At 75.4% G+C, this 19,147-nt stretch carries 3 protein-coding genes and 1 pseudogene; all 4 read left to right on the top strand.

The window, feature by feature from the left end; translation table 11 throughout:
• Positions 1-1,206: pseudogene (locus DTB53_RS05480) on the top strand (AAWKG family protein); the annotation flags it as partial.
• A 106-nt stretch (positions 1,207-1,312) separates the two neighbouring features.
• Positions 1,313-1,768 (top strand): YbaB/EbfC family nucleoid-associated protein, encoded by a 456-nt coding sequence (locus DTB53_RS05475; RefSeq protein WP_003970673.1) that lies wholly within the window; start codon positions 1,313-1,315, stop codon positions 1,766-1,768.
• A gap of 3 nt (positions 1,769-1,771) precedes the next feature.
• On the top strand, positions 1,772-2,140 hold the full coding sequence (locus DTB53_RS05470) for a hypothetical protein (RefSeq protein ID WP_012381882.1): 369 nt from the start codon (positions 1,772-1,774) through the stop codon (positions 2,138-2,140).
• A 114-nt stretch (positions 2,141-2,254) separates the two neighbouring features.
• Positions 2,255-19,147: a hypothetical protein gene (locus DTB53_RS05465; protein ID WP_012381883.1), complete on the top strand. Its 16,893-nt coding sequence runs from the start codon at positions 2,255-2,257 to the stop codon at positions 19,145-19,147.

The following is a 19,147-nucleotide window of genomic DNA, read 5'->3' as shown; positions in this document are numbered from 1 at the left end:
GGGGGCCTGGGCGACCTCCGGGACCTCGGCTCCGTCAACGCCGACCTGCCCACGGAGTCCCCCGGGGACCTCGGCGACCGGGAGACCGTCGAGGACCTGGGCGACCTCGGGAACCTCAACACCGACGGCGCGGGCCTCACCTCCGCCACGGGCAGCGTGACCGGACGGGAGAACGGCGACTTCGCCACGTCCTTCCCGGACGGCGGCAAAGCCGTCTTCGACCCGGACACGGGGCAGCTCACCAGCATCGCCCCGGACGGATCCAGGGTCACCACCGACCTCACCCACGGGGCCGACGTGACCAACCCGGACGGCTCCGTCTCCTCGCTGGACAACGGCCGGTTCGTCAACTCCTTCCCGGACGGCTCCCGCCACTCCATCGACCCGGACACCGGCCTCGCCACCGTCACCGACCCGCAGGGCAGGACCGAAACGGTCACCCTCGACGAGCTCAACGCGCGCGGGAGCGACGGCAGGCCCGATTTCCTCGACGACCTCCGGGATCTCGGCGAGAACCGCGATCCGGGCAACCTCGGCGAGCTCAACGGGAACCGGGACGCCGCCGGGCCCGGCACCGGCCGGGACCTCGACCTCGAAGCCCTCCGGCAAGTCGGCGGCAGTGGCAGTGGCATCGGGGGCGCGGGCGGGGGCGGCGACGGGGGTACCACCCGGGAGGTCTCCTTCTCCGACCTGGGACTCGGCGCGGCCCAGGGCGGCGCGGCCCCCTCCGCCGGCGGCACCGCCGGGGTCGGCCTCCCGTCCTCGGAGATCCCCGGCCAGGTCGCCCCGCTCTCCGACGGCGCTCCGGCCGGCGCGGCGACCCCCGGCCCCGGCGGCAGCACCCCGGGCGCCCCCGGAGCCCCGGGCATGCCGGGCAGCCCCGGTATGCCGATGGGCGGCGGGATGGGGGGCATGGGCGCGGGCGGCGAGAAGGGCAACGGCGAGCGCGTGCGCGCCGTCCTGGTCGACGCGGCCGAGGAAAGCGAGCGCCGCAACCGGCGTCGGCGCAGCCCGTGGAACCGGCAGGAGGACAACGACACCTTCCTGGCCCCCGCCTCCCGGGTGGCGACCACCGGCGGCGGCAACTCCCCCGAGGAGGAGCCGGATCAGGAGCGCAGGCCCGCCACCTCCGCCGACTACTTGGAGGAGGACGCGGACGTATGGGGAACGGAAGAGGGCGGCACCCCGGCCGTCATCGGCAGATGACGGAACGGCAACTCCACTCGCCGGGACCGGATGTGGCGCCCGGAGCACAGGACCGTACGGTCGTCCGTACGGAGGGGAAGACCGAGGCAGAAGGAGGGGAGCGGGCGTGACGGAACCGCTGGAGAAGCGCCTGGAGAAGGCCATGGCCGAACTGCAGGCTGCCCAGGAGGCGGTCGCTCGCACCGAGCGCGAGCTGCGGACTGCGTCGTTCGCCGCGCTCTCCTCCGACCGCGCGGTCCGGGCCACCGCGGGCCCGCAGGGCGAGCTGAGCGGGATCGAGTTCCTGGAGAACAAGTACCGCGACATGTCACCGCAGGAGCTGGCCGCCAGCGTCCTGGAGGCGGCGAGCGCGGCCCGGCTGAAGATGAACCGCCATGTGATGAAGGCGATGGCACCCTTCGCCGAGCCCAGCAGCAACGTACCGGAGCTGAAGGGGTTCGAGCTGGACTGGGAGCGCATCTTCGGCCCCGAGGTGCTGCGCGAGGACGACGGGGATCCGGCACGGGGCGGCCCGGCCACCCCCGCCTGGCGGGACGCGCTCGGCGACGAGGGAGAGGACTGACGGATGGGACAGCGGTACTACGTCGACCCGCAGCGCATCGAGGCCCTGGCAGGGCAGTTGGAGGAGATCTCCACGCTCACCAGGAGCATGACCGAGGAGTTCCTCGACGAGCTGGCCCCCACGGTCTCGTGGCCCGGCACCAACAGCGAGTTCTCGGAGAAGGCCGGGCCGCAGGAGCAGAAGGAGCGGCAGACCACCAAGGACACCATGCTGTCCATCCGCGACGCGCTGGTGGGCATCACCGACGCCACGGTCAGCAACGTCCGGATGATGAAGGACACCCGGGACCGGAACATCGACGAGATCGAGCACGGCAACAGCCGCCTCGAAACCGATGGATTCGACGGCCCGGGCGGGCATGGCCGCCGCTGAGCCGCGTGTCGCCGGCCGCTCCCGCACGCGACCGGGAGCGGCCGCTTCGCCCTGCCCGCAGTCCCTTCGTGGTGGCCGCCGGTGAGCATCCAGGTATCGCCCGAGGTCAACGCAATGATCTTCATCCTCACGGGGGAGAAGCTCATGGACGCCGACGAGGACCTCGCCTTCGAGAGCCGACGGCCCTACTCCGGCCTCGGGCGCAAACTGGAGCGGCTGTCCTCGCTGATCGACAAGTCGATCCACGACATCGGTGAGTCCATGCCGGACGACCTCGCCACGTCCTACGGCCGGGCGATGGGCATGCTCGTCGACGACGGCGGCAAGAACTACCTGCGCGACTTCGCCGAACAGCTCGACAGGATCGCCGAAGGCCGGCGCAAGACCTCCATGGACATCATGGAGTCCAAGTGGCAGGTCATCGCCGAGATCATCCGGCTGCTCATCGAGATCGCCATCTACCTGGCGATGTCCTTCTTCACCGGCGGAGCCTCCGCGAGCCAGATCATGATGGCCAAGCTCCGCAGCCGCTTCTTCATCCTCACCACGCTCAGCCATCTGCTCCAACGGCTGCACCTGACGCCCTCCCTGACCGAGGCGTTCGCCGAGGCGTTCACCACCTTCGCCGTGCGGCTGGCGATGATGAACTTCGCCCCGGACGGCCGCCGCCCCGACGGGATCGACTGGAGCGACATCGGCAAGGCCGCGGCGTTCGGCGCGGCGGCGGGCCTCTTCACGAGCGTCTTCGACAAGTTCGCGAAGGACATCGTCCGGAGCTTCGACGGCAACTTCCTGAAGACCGGACCGGACTTCAAGAACAACCCCAACCTGCGGGACACCCCGGACATCGACCTGAAGAACAACGGGCCGGCCCCCACCCCCAAGCCCGGCCCCGAGGCCACGCCGGGCCCCGACCGCCCCGGCCCCACCCCGAGCGGCAACGGCCCCACGCCTCCGCCCGGGCCACCGGTCACCTTCCGGGACGGCCCGCTCGCCTTCCGGAACAACCCCGAACTGTGGCGGAACAACCAGCTCCTGCGCCACAACGCGGACCGGCCGGGCGCGCTGGCCGGGCACTACGGGCTGAAGGGAACGGCCGACTTCCTCGCCGCAGGGTCCGGCGAGGCGCTCGCGGAGATCCTCGTGAAGGGGGCCTTCGACGGCGACTGGTCCACCAGTTGGTCGACCTTCGTCGGCGCGGGCATCAGCAGCCAGGTCGAGTCCTCGCTCACCGGCACGGCCCTGAACACTGGCGCCGAACTGCGCCACGCCATGGACAAGTTGCGCAACCAGCCGCCGCCCACGGTCTCCGGCGCCGGCGACTCCGGTACACGGGGTTCCGGGGACTCCTCAGGCTCCGAGGGCCCCGACCGCTCCGGCGGCCCCGCGCGGCAGGACCCCACCGGAGGTATCTCGCCCGCACACGGCGGGCCGCCGCCGGCCGTCCCGCGGACCACCGGCCAGGGAACCCTCCCCGGCAGCGAGCCGCCCCCGTCCGCCGTCGCGCCGGAGCCGCCGCCGTACGTCCCGGTGGACCCGCCGCCGTACTCCCCGGGCCCGATGCCCGTGACCGCCGCCGAGAACGAGCTGTGGCAACAGGTCCACCAAGGCCCCGGAGAGGCGCGCGAGCAGGCGCTGCGCGACCTCGCCGCCCTACGGGGCGGCCTGCCGCCCAGCAGCACCGAGACCGGTGTGCGCGACAGCCTGAACGCCCACCTGGCGCACCGGCCCGAGGTCCGGGTGGTGCCCGTCGGGAACAGCCCATCGGCCCAGCTGGACGCCGAGGAGGTCCGCAGGGCTTTGAAGGGCTTCGGCACACCGGCGACGGTGGACCGGCCGACGGGGGTGGACGCCCCCGTGCCGGGAGGAGCGGGCCCGGCTGTCGGCACCGGCACCGAGGCGCCGGAGCTGACGATCGTGGTCTCGGAGACGCCGCCGCCGGGCGCGGGGTCTCCGGAGGCCGCCGAACTGCTGGACGGCGCCGGGGCCGACCGGGCCGTCGTGCTCGGTCCGCCGGTCGCGCCGGTCGCGTCCGACGTGGCGGGGGAGACCGGGGAGCCGGTACGCAGTGCCGTCGAGCTGACCCGCCAGGGTCCCGGCGACCCGGTCCAGGTCCGTCCGCTCACCGGACCGGGCCCCGATGTGGTGCCGGGCGGCACGGGGGAGACCGCGTTTCCCGACGCCGACGTGCTGCTGCCGCTCGCGGCCGCCCTCGGCCCGCCGCCCGTCGCGCCGGCCCCGTCGCCGGTCGGCTCGGCACCCATGCCTGCCACGTCCGCCGGGCCGACGCCTGCCGTGCCCGTCGCGACGACCGCGCCCACGCCCGTGCCCGCCACGTCGGCGACGCCTGCGCCGACCACGTCGGCCACTGCGCCCCCCGGGGAGAAGCCCGCGGGCAGGGACGGCGGCGCGCCCGCACCGGGCGACCCGGACCCGCTGCCCGTACGGGTGCTTTCGAGCGAGCCGACCCCGGTGACCGGCCCCGAGGGCACGGCGGACATCGAGCCGACGTCGTCCACGGCCACCGAGAACCCCCGAACCGGGCACGACACCCCCGCCGTGTTCACACCGGCCACCCCGTCCGGCCCCTGGACCGGGACGGCCACCGATCTGCACCTGGAGTCGGGGCGCGCCGACGGAACCCATGCCGCCCCCGGTACGAGCACCGGGAACGGCGGGCCCGCCACGGACCAGGCGCCGCCGGGGCGGCCCGGGACCCTGCGGGACTTCCTGCCGGAGGACGCGTGGTGGCGGTTCTACATCGACCCCAAGGACCACGAAGCCGCGCTGGCCGCCTTCCCCGACGACCCCGGCTCCTTCTACGACCACGACCGGTCCCCGGGCTTCCGGGCGGGCATGGTCGAGGCGTACACCCGGTTCCTCGGGGACCCCGACACCGTCGAGGCCCCCATGGACGCCTCCGCGTACCGCACCATGCACGCCCTGGCGACCGGCCACCTCGGCCGGACGATCGGCTGGTCCGGCGACGGCACCACCCAGTTCCCGCTGCGCGGTGACGCCCTCGCTCCCGACGTCTTCGACGAGCGCGTCGGGGGCCGGGCGCTGGTCTACGACATGACCACGCACAACTGGGCCGACCCCCTGCCCTCACCCCGGCCGGTCACCATCCTCACCCGCTTCCTGCACAGCAATCCGGCGCTGGCGACCAACTACACGAAGGCGGCGGCGCCCGGTCTCGTCGACGCGCTGTTCCAGCAGCACTACGCGCGGGTCGGGCGGCCCGACGCCGACGACGCGGCCCGACTCGCCTCCATCGTCCGCACCGTGCGCGCGCTGCATGTGGTCCACCCCTTCCAGGACGGCAATCTCCGCTCCAACGTCCAGATCCTGCTGCCCAGACTCCTCCTGGAGCAGGGCTTCCGGCCCGTCGTGCCCGACACCATGTACAGCCTGTTCCAGGGCGGCCATTCGGTACCGCAGATGGTCGATGCCCTGGTGCGCGACGGGGCGCTGGACACCGTCCGGCCCCGCCCGGCCCCCGCGCAGGACGCCGTGGACCCGCACCTGGAGTCGGGCCGCGGCACCATCGACACCACCGGGGGAGGAGGCCCCACGCCGCCCGAGGGCCGGCAGCCGGTCGTCACCACCCTGAGCGGCCACGCGGTGCCCTTCGCGCAGCTGCGGCGCTGGGTTCCGGAGGGACCACACCAGCCCCGTCCGGGCCGTGCGGTGCGGACGCTGACCATCTCGCAGAGCCCCGCCGAGGACGGTACGGGGCAGAGCGCGGGGCGCCGGGCCCTGCTCGGGCAGGACACCTTCCGCGGCGTGCGCACCACCTCTTCCGAGGGCGCGGCCCCCGGAGCCGGCGAGACCCCGCCCACCCCCCGTACGGTGTTCACCGGACCGCCGACCGCGCTCCCCGGCTCCGGCACAAAGCGGGGCGCCGACTACTTCGCGGGACACGGCACGTCCCGCACCGTCACGCTCGGCACCGACGACCCGGCGCACCCCAGTGTGAAGATCAGCGGGGTACAGCTCGGCGAGGTCCTCAAGTCGTGGGCCCAGGACGGCGATCAGGACCGGCCGCTGGTGCTGTTCTCCTGCGAGACCGGCCGGCAGCCGCAGATCGCCGGACTGCCGGTGGCCCAGCACGTGGCGAACCGCACCGGGCGGCCGGTGTACGCGCCGACCACCGAGGCGGGCACGGCCAAGGACCGGGACGGCAACGTCCGCGCGGTGCTCACCGAAGGCCCGGACGGGCCGGGCCGGTGGCGGCTGTTCACCCCGGAGCCCGGCGGTGCCGAACTGGACGGGCTGGCGCGCGAGGCCGGACTGCACACGGGCCCGGACCCGGCCGACGCCTTCGCCCGGGCCCGAACCCTCCAGCAGATCCGGACGCTGCGCGATGTGCTCGGCACCGATGCCGAACAGCGCCCCGGCGGCCACGAGTCGCTCGCCGCTCTCGCGTACGTGGACGGGCTGCGCTGGGTCGATCAGGGCACGGCGGCCCGGTACGGCGACGGTCGGATGACCCCGGACCTCCTGCGGCGGATGGTCATCGACCGGCGCGGCGCGACGGGTGCCAGGACCGCCGGCACCGAGGCGGCCCCGGCACGCACCGCCACGACCACCCAGAACCCCTCGGCCGACCCCACGCCCGAGGAGTACCGGGAATTCCTGCGCTCCGCAGCCCGGTTGCGGGCCACCGCGGGGCCCGGCACCACGCTCGACGCCCTGTTGCCCCCGCCGCCCCCCGAACTCCCGCCGACCACCCCGGTCTCGCCCCAGGACGTGGCCGGCCTCGCCTACGCGCCCGCCGCGCGGATCACTTGGTCCCTCTCCACCGCGCCGCTGCCCCTCGCCGACCTGGCGCTGAGCCCCGAGGACACCGCGGAACTCCTGCGCCGACGACCCGATCTGGCGCCCGCACGGAGCCGGCCGGAGAGCCTCGCCGAAGGCCTGGCCCTGTTCAGCAAGGACCCGGTGACGCCCGGTCCCGCGAACGCCGTACGCGCGGACGGGCTGGCCTTTCGCCGGTTGCGCACCCCGGGCGGCGGCGACTGCCTCTTCCGGGCGCTGCTCGACAGCGCGCGCAGCCGGCCCGTGCCCCCGGCCTGGGCCGCGCGGAACGTCACCCGCCTCCGCGAACTGCTGCGCGAGCGGCTCACCGGGTCCGAACTGCTCGCCTCGGCCGCCGAGGCGAACCCCGATCCGGTGCTCGCCGTCGTCGACGACCTGCGGATGACCGCCATCGCCGGAGTACGGGACCCGGACGCGCTCGGCCGGATCAACCGGCGCTGGGACCTGATCGCGCAGGCGGTCGTCACCGACGGAGACGGCCGGCGGTGGCGGCGGCTGCTCCGGGACGGCGGCTACCCGCACCTCGCCGAAGTGGCGCCGACCCCCGCCGACGCGCGGCGGCTCGGCACCGACGGGCTGATCCTCGCGGCGGCGGAGCGCCCCGCGCTCTGGGCGTCCCCCTTCGCCGACGTGCTCCCGCAGGCGCTGGCGCACATCCTCGGCCTCGACCTGCGGCTCGTGCAGCCGGACCCGCGGGCTCCGGGGAGCACCTTCGTCACCCCCCTCAACCCGGGTGGCCCGGGAGGGGCCCTGCACCTGTCCTACAACGGGACCGACCACTTCGACGCCCTGGTCCCCGCGTCGGCCCTCCCCGCCCCGGCCTCGGCACCCGCCCCCACCTCGGCACCCGCCCCCGCGCCGGCGACCGAGGACCCGGTCGGCTCCGACGTCTTCGGTCAGTGGCTGCGGAGCATGGGCGGGGTCACCGACCTGGACACCCCCGGCACCCCGGCCCCGGACCGCGGCGATCCCGTGCCGCTGGAGACCCAGCTCGAACGGCACCGCCCCGCGCGGCTGTTGACAGGCGAGGACGCCCGGCCGCCGGGACCCCCGCCGCAGACCGTCACCTTCGACGACGGCGGCCGGCTGCCCACCGTCCTGATCAGCCCGGACGCCGACCCCGGCGACGGGGGACCGGGCCCCCGCACGGCCGCCACCCCCCGCCCGGGCCTCCTGAACGGCGTCGGCGTCCTCACGCTCCGCTCGCCCGATCAGGTGGCCCGGGAGATCCTCGGCAAGCTGCCCGGGAAGCTGCGCGCCCAGTTCGACGAGGCGGAACTGCTGCGCCTGCTCACCGACCAGCCCGGCGCCTTCACCGCCCCCCGGGGGGCCCGTCTCGTGGGCCGGGAGAAGTCCGGCGTCGGCCACGAGATGACCGTGGAAGCCATCCCGTACCACCGCTGGGAACGCTTCTCCGACGTCGACGGCTCCACCGTCCGCGTGGACACCATGCGGCGCGGACAGGCCGGTACGGGCGGCGGGCGCAGTGTGGGCGTCGGACGTCGGGTGGCCGCCGCGCTGGGCATGGGGCCGCCGCTCAACTGGATGCTGAAGATCGGCGTTTCGCTCGGCTGGACCCGCCGGACCGACTACACGCTGGGCACCCAGGCGTACCACCAGTCCGAGTACCGGGCCGTGGACGGCTCGCATCTGCACCTGGACGACGTCCACTACCGGGTGCGGGTGGAGCGGGTCACCGAGGCGCCGAAGACCACCGGGCCGGACACCACCTCGCCCGCCCCCGCCGTCCCCTGGCGGCGCACCCCCGTGCACGCCGCGGCGTTCGCCGTGCGGGACGGGCTGAGCTGGCGGCTGCCGGACGATCTCACCGTTCCCTTCAGTGGGCCCGGGCGGGCGCCCCGGACGCTCACCTTCCCGGACGGCGTCGAGCCGCGGGTCAGTGACACCACCGCACTGCATCTGACGGACCCGCCGGAGGAGGTGGCGCTCGCCATCTCCGGTGCGCGTCCCGGAAGTTCGGCACACCGAACGCTGATCTCCTACGTCCGGCCCGGCCGGCTGCACGGTCTGTTCGGGCGGTTCTCCGGACCGGTCAGCGGGCCCGAACTGACCCGTGGCAGTGGCCGGCACCCGCTCGGGCACCTGGTCGTCGAGCGGTCGATCCCGCACCGGGCCACCCTGGTCACGGAGTCGGTCAAGGCGGAGGTGCGCGACCTCGCCCAGACCACGTACCAGAACCAGCGCGCCCACGTCCGCGACACCCGTTTCGGGGTCCAGGTCACCGCGGGCCCCAACCACACGCTCATCGGCCCGGAGACCGACGTACGCCTCCAGGGCGGCCCGCTCGTCCGCGCGGACCTCAGCACCGGCCGGGGCCACTACCTGGGCAACGACGCGGCCCGCAAGGTCACCGGCCGGGTCCGCAACCACCCGCTCGCGCTCTACCGGGTGGAACGCACCCTGATGGTCCGGGGGGCCGGCGAACCGGCCTCGGCCGCCCGCCCGGTCCGGGTGGTCAGCCTGGACTGGATCTCCACCCAGGACGCGCGCCGACTGGCGGGGTGGGACAGCCGTACACCCGGCGCGACGGGCCCGAACCCGGACGCCGAGCCGCCGGTGCCGTGGTACCTCACCCGCGAGGACCCGGTCCACCTGGGCGGCCAGATCCGCGCCGAGGGGTTCCGGCCGGACCAGCGGCCTCCCGCCCGCCCGGCCCGGGACGGGCAGCCGCTCCCGGCCCCCGCGCCTCAGGACCCCTTGCGGGCCTTCGCGGACTCGGTGCTGGACACGCTCCACCGCTCCTACCCGTCCCTCTTCGTCCCGCCGCTGATGCTGCGGCACCCGCGACTGGCCAAGCTCTGGTACGGCGACGGGCGCCTCCGGACCGCGCTGCACAACGACCGCCAGGTGCGCGAGGCGCTCAACCGGCCCAGCCTGGCGCAGAGTCTGGACGACCTGACGACCACCGGGGTGCCGGTCACCCTCACCGAGGACGGCAAGGTGCGGCGCGGCCACCACACCCTGATCCTGCGGGCACGCCTCACGGACCGGCGGTTCGAGACGACCATGAGCGAACGCTCGCTGCGCAACGCGGTGATCGGCACCGAGGTCTCCGGCCAGGGGCAGCAGGCCTCCACCACCCTCTCCGCCGGTGTCGAACTGGGCATCTCGCCACGCGACCACGACAAGGCGCCGGAGGCCGGACTGCCGCGCCGAACGGGCAACCTCTCGCTCGGCGGCCGTTACGCGAGGACCGACGCCAAGGCCACCCGGAACACCGTCGCGGTCGCCCACGACCAGCTGACGTTCCAGAGCGGAGCCGATCTCTACAGCTACCGGGTGGAGCTGGGCGCCACCTTCGAGGGGCACCGCCGCCCCCGCGGCTGGGCCCGGCTCGCCTCGGTCGGCCTGCTGGGCGCGGGCCTGTTCGTCAGCAAGGTCGAGGAGCGTCCGCTGTTCAGCCGGGGGACGGAGACCGTGGGCCGGGTGGAGCTCGCCGTGCCCGCGGCACACGGCTCCGACCGCTACGCCCCCACCGACCCGCCGGCCACCGGCCCGGCCACCGGCCCGGCGGCGGCCACCTCCACGGCCCCCGCGCCCACCCCCGCGCCGCGCCCCCTGTCCGCCACCGAAGCGGACCAACTGCTCGACGGAACACGCCCGTTGCCCCACGGGCAACCGTCCGAGCGGCAGCTCGTCCGCAGGCTCCTGAGCGCCCCGCACGTGGTCCTCAGCGCCGAGGGAGGCCGGCAGCGCCAGCGGCTCGTCCAGGACACCGCCGACCGGGCCTCCGGCACCTCCTGGCACGTGAGCGCCCCCGGCGCCCCGATACGCACCGCCCTGCGCCGGGCGATGGCCGATCTCAGCATCGCCGGACAACTCGGCCAGTACCTAGGCCCGTTCGGCTCCCGCATCACCGGACTGAGCGGCGCGGGCCCCCTCGCCACCCACTACCTGAAGGCCGCGGTCCGCGGCGAACTCGGCAACGTACGGGTGATGAGCGACCCGAAGCCCGGCAGCCTCGAAGCCACCATCGGCAACGAGCACCGCGTCGCGGGAACCTCCAGCACCGTCTCCCGCACCACCCTGGGCCTCCAGGGCGCCACCATGCCCTTGCAGCAGGCGCCGGGGGAGCAGGCCGTCGTCGGCTCGTACGCGACGGCCCTCCAGTACGCCTGGGGCAAGGGCCGCAGCGCCTCGCAGACCCTCACCCGGGGCCGCAACACCACCCTCGCCTACGCGGGGCGGATGTACCTCGTGGTCGCCGACGCCGTCGAGACCGTCGCGGTTCGCGACCGCTGGACGGCCGCGATGGGGGCGGTCGGCACCCGTCCCGGGGCCGGGATCGGGGCCGCCGCCGGGCGGATCTCGGAGCGCCTCGGGCGGAAGCTCGCGCCGCGCCGGGCCGCCGCAGCGCTCCAGCGCGTCCGCGACGCGGTGATGTTCCACCTGCCGATGCAGGACGCCATCGAAGCCGGGCTCGCGCCGGACGGCCTCGGCGCCACCACACCGGACAACCTCGGCGGCGGCTACCGGCTGCCCCCCTTCCTGCGCGGCCGCCGCTTCCCCTCCCACCCCAGCGGCCAACTCGACGCCGGCCCGGCGGCGCAGCGGCTGATGGGGCAGCTGGAGAGGATCGGCGTCCCCTCGCACGACCGCGAACAGGTCCTCCAACGCCTCTCGCCGGACTTCCTCCGCTCCCATCTGCACGAGCTGACGACCGACGGGATGACCCTGCCGGTCCGCTACCGCGCCTGGTCCCGCCCGCACCACCTGCCGGTCGGCGGCAGCCCCGGGCAGCTCCGGTTCACGCTGACCCCGGTCACGACCACCGTGCAACGGCTCCGCACCGGCTACGAGTTGGAGGACTACCGCACCACCGCCCGGGACGACGCCGCCGGCACCACCCAGGACCGCGGGGCCGACGTGACGCTCAGCGCGAGCCAGCGCGCGGCGGGCAGCGGCGTGCTGGTCGCCAACCCCGCGCTCCAGGGCACCGCAGCCAGGCAGCGGTCGAGCGCCCGCACCGAGACCGCAGGCAGCACCGCGATGCCGAACATCGCCACCACCCAGACGCACGCCGAGATCGTCACCTCCTACACCCTGACCGTCACCATGACGGACGCCTCCGGCGAACCGCTCGGCCCCACCGCCACCGCCCCGGTCGGCAGCCTCGGCGAGATCCTCCCGACGAGCCTGCTCACCCCGGAGGGCGACGGCGCGGCGGGCGCGCTCACCGAACAGGAGATCCCGGAACCGGAACGCGCGGTCACGCTGCTGACCGCTGATCAGGCGCGCCCGGAGGCCGTCGCGAAGTGGCGCCGCCCCACCGTCGGGGAGACCGGAGCCCCCGATCCGGACGTCCTGCTCGTCGACGACCGGATCGGGTCCGGCATCCTCGCCGTGGACGTGCTGGGCGCGGTCAACGTGCACGACGCCCTCACGCTCGCCACCGCGCGCGCCGACGGCTCGCCGGGCGACAGCGACCTCGGCCGACGGCACTCGGGAGCGGTGCTCGCGGAGCGTGTGCGGATGGCCCGTCACACGCCGCTCACGGGCCTCGGCACCGCCCCCGCCGAGGCCCAGCGGGAGGCCGCCGGCCAGGTCGGCCTGACCGCCGGATTCCGCGAGGCCCTCGGCGCGGAGGGTTCGCCGCTGCCCACCCAGGCCTCCGCCCACCTCTTCGGCCAGTCCCACACCGCCGACTCCCGCCTCTACGCGAGGATGCACCGCCGGGGCGCCCGCCTGCTCGCCGTGGAGAACAAGCCGCGGATGGAGGCGATGCGGCGGCGCAAGGCCTCCGACGCACTGGAGAGCGGCATCGTCGACAACGTCGAGGGCGCCGTGAGTTCCTCGCCGATGGCGGGCAACAGCAACGCGGGGGTGACCAACCCCGGCGCCACGGTGCCGATCGGCGGGGCGAACGACGGCACCACGCTCAAGGGCGCCACGGACACCACCCTGGGCACCCACGTCAAGGTCGTCACGGACCGCAGCATGCTCTTCGCGATCCCGGTGAGCTGGCTCTCGGTGGCCGAGGTGGACCACCGGTTCACCGACAGCCGCCCCGCGCGGGCCCTGGGCAAGCCCCGGCGGGGCCCCCGCGCCGCCGAGGCCGAGACCACCGCCCTGGTCTGGCTGCGCGAGGACATCGCCCGCGACCACGGACTCCTGGACGACACCACGTTCCCCGACGAGGCCCGCACCGCCTGGGACGACCAGGCCAAGGCGGCGGCCGACCTCGCCGCCGCCGAGAAGAACTACTACGACGCCCGCGCCAGGGCCCGGGAGGCCTGGCTCGACCTGAGCGCGGACGAGCGGGCCGCGCTCGGTGACGGCCACCCCGACCTGGCCACCGTCCTGCCCCGGTCCATGGACCGGTCCCCGGCCGTCGCCGCCTGGCGGACGGCCCGCGAGGAGGTACGCCGGTGGCGGCGGCACACCGACGCCGCCGCCGCGGACCACCATCGCCTCCACCTCGCCGCGACCCGTCTCACCGCACACCACCAGGGCTCCGTCTCGGCCGAGGTGAAGGACCCGCCGCAGGAGTACACCGCCCCCGACTGGCGCTCCGAGGCGCCGGAGCCGTACACGATCACCGACGCCACCGACTCCGCTCCCCGCACCCTCACCTCGCCGGACGGCGCCACGGTGCGCGACGTCCACGCCGTACCGCACGACGGCGCCTCCTTCTTCCACGCGCTGCTCGCCGTGGCCCGGGACCGTGGACGCCTGCCCCACCTCCTCGGCACCGACCTCGCCGAACGGTTCGCGGCCCGGCCCGCGGATCCGGAGGTCACGGCCGAGGCCGTCGCCGCCGCGCGCGACCGCCTCGCCTGGGCGCTGGCCGACCACGGCAACGAGGATCTGCTCGACGCCCTGGCGCTGGACGCCGCCGACACGTTCACGCGCGACGAACTCGACCTGTCCGGAGTGAGGTTGACCGCCGCGCAGCAGGCGGAGTTCGACGCGTTCGGCCGTCTGCCGCAGACGTTCTGGCCGACGCCCGAACAGCGGGTCGCGCTGGCCGTCGCGGCCCTGTCCCGCCCTTTCGCCGCCGAGCCGCCGGCGGCGGACGCCACGGACCGGGACGCCGGAGAGACGGCCCCGCCCGAGCGCCGCGCAGGCGACCACGGGGGCGCCGACCTCCTGCCCGCGCTCGCCGCCCGGGTCCTGGGCACCCCGCTGACGGTGGTGACGGGGGAGGGCCGCCAGCAGGTCTTCCTCCCGCACGGCGCGGACCCGGCGGCGGTCGACGCGGCCACCGACCCGGTGCTCCTCGCCGAGCAGGGCTTCTTCCACGCCACGCTCCCGGCCGGCACCCCGCCCCCGGTCGCGACGCCACTGCCGACGCCCACGACGACGTCCGCGGCGGGCGGGAGCACAACGGGCGCGGTCGCGACGGGCACGGCGACGCCTCCCGCGAAGCCCCTCACCCACCGCGGCCACACCACCGCCCCCTGGCTGCCGCCCGCCGACGCCACCGTCCCGCGCTACCGTCTGGACCGCGACGGCGTACTCACCGCCCCCGACGGTGCGACCTACACCCAAGGCGCCCCCACCGGCCGGGGCAACGGCTTCTTCGGCGCGCTCTCCACGGCCTTGCGCCAGGCAGCCGCGCAACCCGGCCCGGACCGCCGGGAGGCCTCGCGCCTGCGCACCCGCGCCGACGCATCGCCCGCCCTGCTGATGCGGCTGAACGGCCTGCCCGGCAAACCGGCGGAGCGCGACGCGCTGTTCGCCCCACCCCCCTTGCCCGCCCGCCCGGGCGTTCCCGAACCGAGCCGGGACGCCCGCGACGGCCATCTGCGCCGCCACCTGGCCGAGGCCCCGTGGGGACCGGACGCCGACCGCGCGGTGGCCGAGTGGGCCGCCGCCGCGACCGGTGCCACCGTCACGCTGGTCGAGGAGAACGGCACCGTCCACACCTACGCCGGCCCGTCCCCGGACGCCCCCACCCTCCGGCTCCGTCGCCGCGGCGGCGACCTCGTCCCCCTGCTCCCGCGCACCCCGGCCCCCGCGCCGAAGGCCGGGAGCCCCGCGCGGCCCGATCCGGCCGACGTTCCGCTGCCGCCGTCCCCCACCGGCAGCGGCCTCCCGGCGCCGCCGGATGACGAAGAGGCGTACGAACTGAGCACGTTCTCCGGTGCGGAGCCCCCGTCCCCGGACCGAGCGATCCACCCCGGGGACGGGGACGGGGGAAGGGGTCCGGACTCCGAGGACGGGGACGAGGTCACCCCTCCGGCCTGGGCCGACCCGCGGTGGCTGAGCACGGTGTTCGGCCCCCAGTGGAGCAGGGCGCCGCGCTCCCGGCTCCAGGAGACCTCCGAGGCGCTGTACGCGCTGGTCGAGCGGGCCGCGGGCGGCCGTCCGCTCCGGGCCGGCCTGACCGGCCTCACCCACGAGGTCCTGCACCTGCCGCGCCGGACCCGGGTGAGCCCCCAGGACGTGCTGGACCTCGGAGCGCTGGCGCTGGAGGCGTCGTCGGACGACCTGGAGAGCGCCGAGGACCTCGCCGCGTACTTCATCGACCGTCAGATCGAGACCCGGCGGGACGCCCTGGCCGAGGAGACCCTGCTGCACACCGAGGACCGGAGCCCGGCCGGCCGTGACTTCACCGGGACGGGCCACCGCCCCCCGGAGCCGGACTCCTACCTGGCCGAACGCTCCGGCGCCGTCGACCGGCAGCCCGCGCCGTGGCGCGGCCCGTACGTGATCGTGGCCGAGGAAGCCGACGGCGGCGGCGTCGAGATCGTCACGCCGTGGCGGACCTTCGTGGTCCGCGACCCCGTGGAGATGGCCCGGATCATCTCCTACGACTCCCGGCGCCCGCGCGGCGCGGACATCGTCCTGGTGCTTCCCGAGACGTTCGCCGCGCAGGTCGCCAACCTGGTCTCCGGTACGACCGCCCGCCCCACCTGGTACCCGCGGCGCCCGGTCGAGGTGGCCGACCACCCCACCACCGGCGAGCGCCGCCTGGTAGTCCACCGGAGCCCGGGGGAGACCGGGCCGGACTGGGCCGCGCCGCCACCACCGCGGGACCCCGGACTGACCGGCGCCCGCGACCTCACCAGCGACAGCGACCCGGGCGGCGACTCCGAGAGCGACAGCGACTCCACCGACGACGGGGACGCCGAGTTCGACCGGCTCGCCGACCTGGCCCAGTGGGAACGCCGGATCGACGCCCTGCGCCCCCGGCCCCTGATCACCCGCGACTACCGGGTCGTCGACGAGAGCGGCACCGGAGTCCTGTTCACCGAGCTTCACCCCCGGGCGGTCGGCGAGGTACGGGCAGGGGACGGACCCGACGCGCCCGCCCTGATCCTGCCGCACCAGGACCAGGGGTTCGTCCACACCACCGACCGGCCGCCGCTGCACATCTCCGAGGACCGGACGCTCGCCCTGCACTCGGCCGGCGACGACACCACCGGCAGGAGCCGGCAGGTGTACGCGACCCGGGCGGCGATCGAGCGTTCCGCCGCGCTCCTGGCCGCCACCGGCGCCGGGGTGCGGCTGACGGCCGACACCTCCGTGCGCCTGCTGCTGCCCCGGGAGGACGGTTCCACGGGCGAGCCGCTGTTCCGGGTGGAAGCACGGTTCCTGACCGCGTCCGGCGCCTCCGAGCACGCCTTCACCCGGGACTTCGCCCGGACGGTCGCCGGGGCCGACGCCCCACCGCTCTCCCACCTCGCCTTCCGCGGCCCCGACGGCACCGCCGCCACGGCCCCGGTCAACGGACTGCACGGCCGCGAGGTCACCGGCACCCACCACCTGGCCCAGGCCCTGACGGAGGCCGCCCGGGGCGTTCGCCCGGCCGCCGGCGTCACACCCGACTGGGCGGCCCGCCGGGCGGGTTCGGACCCGCGCTTCACCGGCGGCGTGGTGGGCGCGCCCACCCCGGGCGAGCCGTACGGCCGGGCCCTGAGCCACACGCCGGACAACACGCTGCGCGGGCCGCTGAACGCGGCCGCCGCCCGCACCGGGGTCAACCAGTTCGCCTGGGCGGAGGTCGGCGAGGGCTATCTCATCCAGTCGGTCAGCACCACGAACGACGGCGGGGCGCAGCTGTTCACCCACAACCACGCCAAGCCCGGCGCCCCGGCCGGTCCGCACGCCCCCTACCACTTCGCCCAGGTGGTGCTGGCCAGTGAGGACGGCGCCCACCAGATCACCCTGGAGAACGCGACCCACTCCCGTGCCGACCTCCCGGCGGACCGGCTCGACGACATCGTCGACGACAACCTCGACCGCTACGACGCGGACGAACTCGGCCGACTGGCCCGGGAGACCGACCGGCGGGCCGAGGAGGCGCGGCGCGGTGGCGCCGAAGCGGCGGAGATCGTACGGCTGGAGGGCTTCGCGCACGCGGCCCGGGCGCTGGCCGGCGTACACGAGGCGGAACAGGTCCGCTGGTACTTTGCCGAGGACCGCCCCGAGCACGCGACGGCACAGCGCGAGGTGGACCGGGCCCGCGCCCGCGCCCGGGACGCGGTCCGGGCCGCGGCGCCCGTCACCGACGACAAGGACCTGTGGTTCTTCCGCGCCTACAGCAGGCGCCCGGGGGAGTCGGCGCACGCGGTCAACGCGGCCCTGCTGTCGGAGGGGCCGTCCGCCGTCTCCAACCCGCTCACCACGGTGGTCCTGCACGGACACACGCCCCGCCCGCACCAGCGGACCCTGCGGTTCGCGGAGCAGCGGCACAACCCGGCGTCCGACCAGGACGAGAACCTGGACGCCCTGGCACTGTCGTTGGCCCGGGCGGGCCTGTGGAACAGGGCCAACGGGCTGCCCCTGCCGACGGTCACCGTCACCGGGCACGGCAACCGTTCGCGGGCCAGCGGCCGCAAACGGGCGGAGGCGGTCACCGGCGCGCTCGGCGACCGGCTCGGCCGGCTGCTCAGGACGTTCCAGGAAGGCGCCCCCGGACCGCACGTCACACTCTCGGACTTCCGGCTCACGCAGGACGCGAAGCGGGTCCGGGGCGCCACGGACCCGGACCGGGGACGGGTGGTGACGGTCGACATCGACGACCGCCGCCGGACCCCGGCACCGCGCCCGCACCGCCCCGAACCCCTCGGCGAGCCGACCGAGCCCGGGACACCCGCCCCGCCCCGCCCCGCCTCCGGCCCCGCCCCGGCCACCGGGTCCCCGACGGAACCGCCCGGGAGCGCCGGGTCCGCCCCCGGCCGGGCCGGGTCCCGAACGTCTCGCCGGTCCGTCGGGACGAGCCCCGACCGCGGTGTCGAGGTGCCCGCGTGGGTCCGGGCCCGCATCCGCTACGCCGAGGAGTCCCTCGCCTTCGAACGGCGCCTGGCCGACCACCTCGCCGAGAACGAGGCGGTGACCGAGGAGTTCCGGAAGATGGCCCGCGCCGCGTGGGAGCGGGCCCGGCAGCAGTTCCCGCGCCACCTGGCCACGTTCGGCAGCGAGAACCCGAGCCTGGCCGGTTCCGTCGGCACCGGCAGGCCGGCCCTCCAGCAGGTGCTGCGGAGCGGGAATCTGCGGGAGCTCGTGACCTTCCTGTTCCAGGGCATCTCCAGCGACCTGGTGCCGGAGATGCTCGGCGGACGCGAGGACCAGCACCCGGAGATCGAGGCGGAGCGGCCCAGCCGCCGACAGGCCGAGGGCCGCGCCGAACTGGAGCGGCTCGCCGAGGAGCTCCGGCTGGACGACCGTCTCACCGCGCAGGAGAAGCAGGCGGCGCTCGCCAGGGCCACCAGGGCCCACCTGGTCCGGACCCGCCCGGACGACGTGCGTCCGCCGTTGAGCCGGGCGGAGCGGCTGCTCGCGGTCGACGACCAGGGGCTCACCTGGATGCCGGCGACCTCGGTGTACGACCTCGCGATGAGCTCCGGCTTCCAGGGAGCGTCCGAGGACTCGGGCGGCCTCGTCGCGACCGGCACCGCGGGTTCGACCTACCGCTTCCTGGTGCACGCCGCCCGGATGCGGGACCGGTGGGGCATCGACCTGGACCTCGGGCTGATCCGGGCCGGCATGATCGCCACCTCGATGTCGGCGGGCCACCACTCGTTCCACGAGGTGATGCGCGGCGCCCAGTTGGCGCTCGACGGCCTTCCCGGCCACGACCCGGCACTGGACTACCAGGACAACTGGGGCCGGTACTGGAACGTGTACCCGCTCACCGAGCGGGAACTGCGCGACCACGTCGCCCGGGACGGCCTCTTCCCCGACGAGCACGCCCGGGCCCTGCTCGACACCCGGTGA

The organism is Streptomyces griseus (assembly GCF_900460065.1).
In the GTDB taxonomy this organism is placed as follows: domain Bacteria; phylum Actinomycetota; class Actinomycetes; order Streptomycetales; family Streptomycetaceae; genus Streptomyces; species Streptomyces griseus.
The sequence above is the reverse complement of the archived record's forward strand: the minus strand, read 5'-3'. Positions and strand labels throughout refer to the sequence as shown.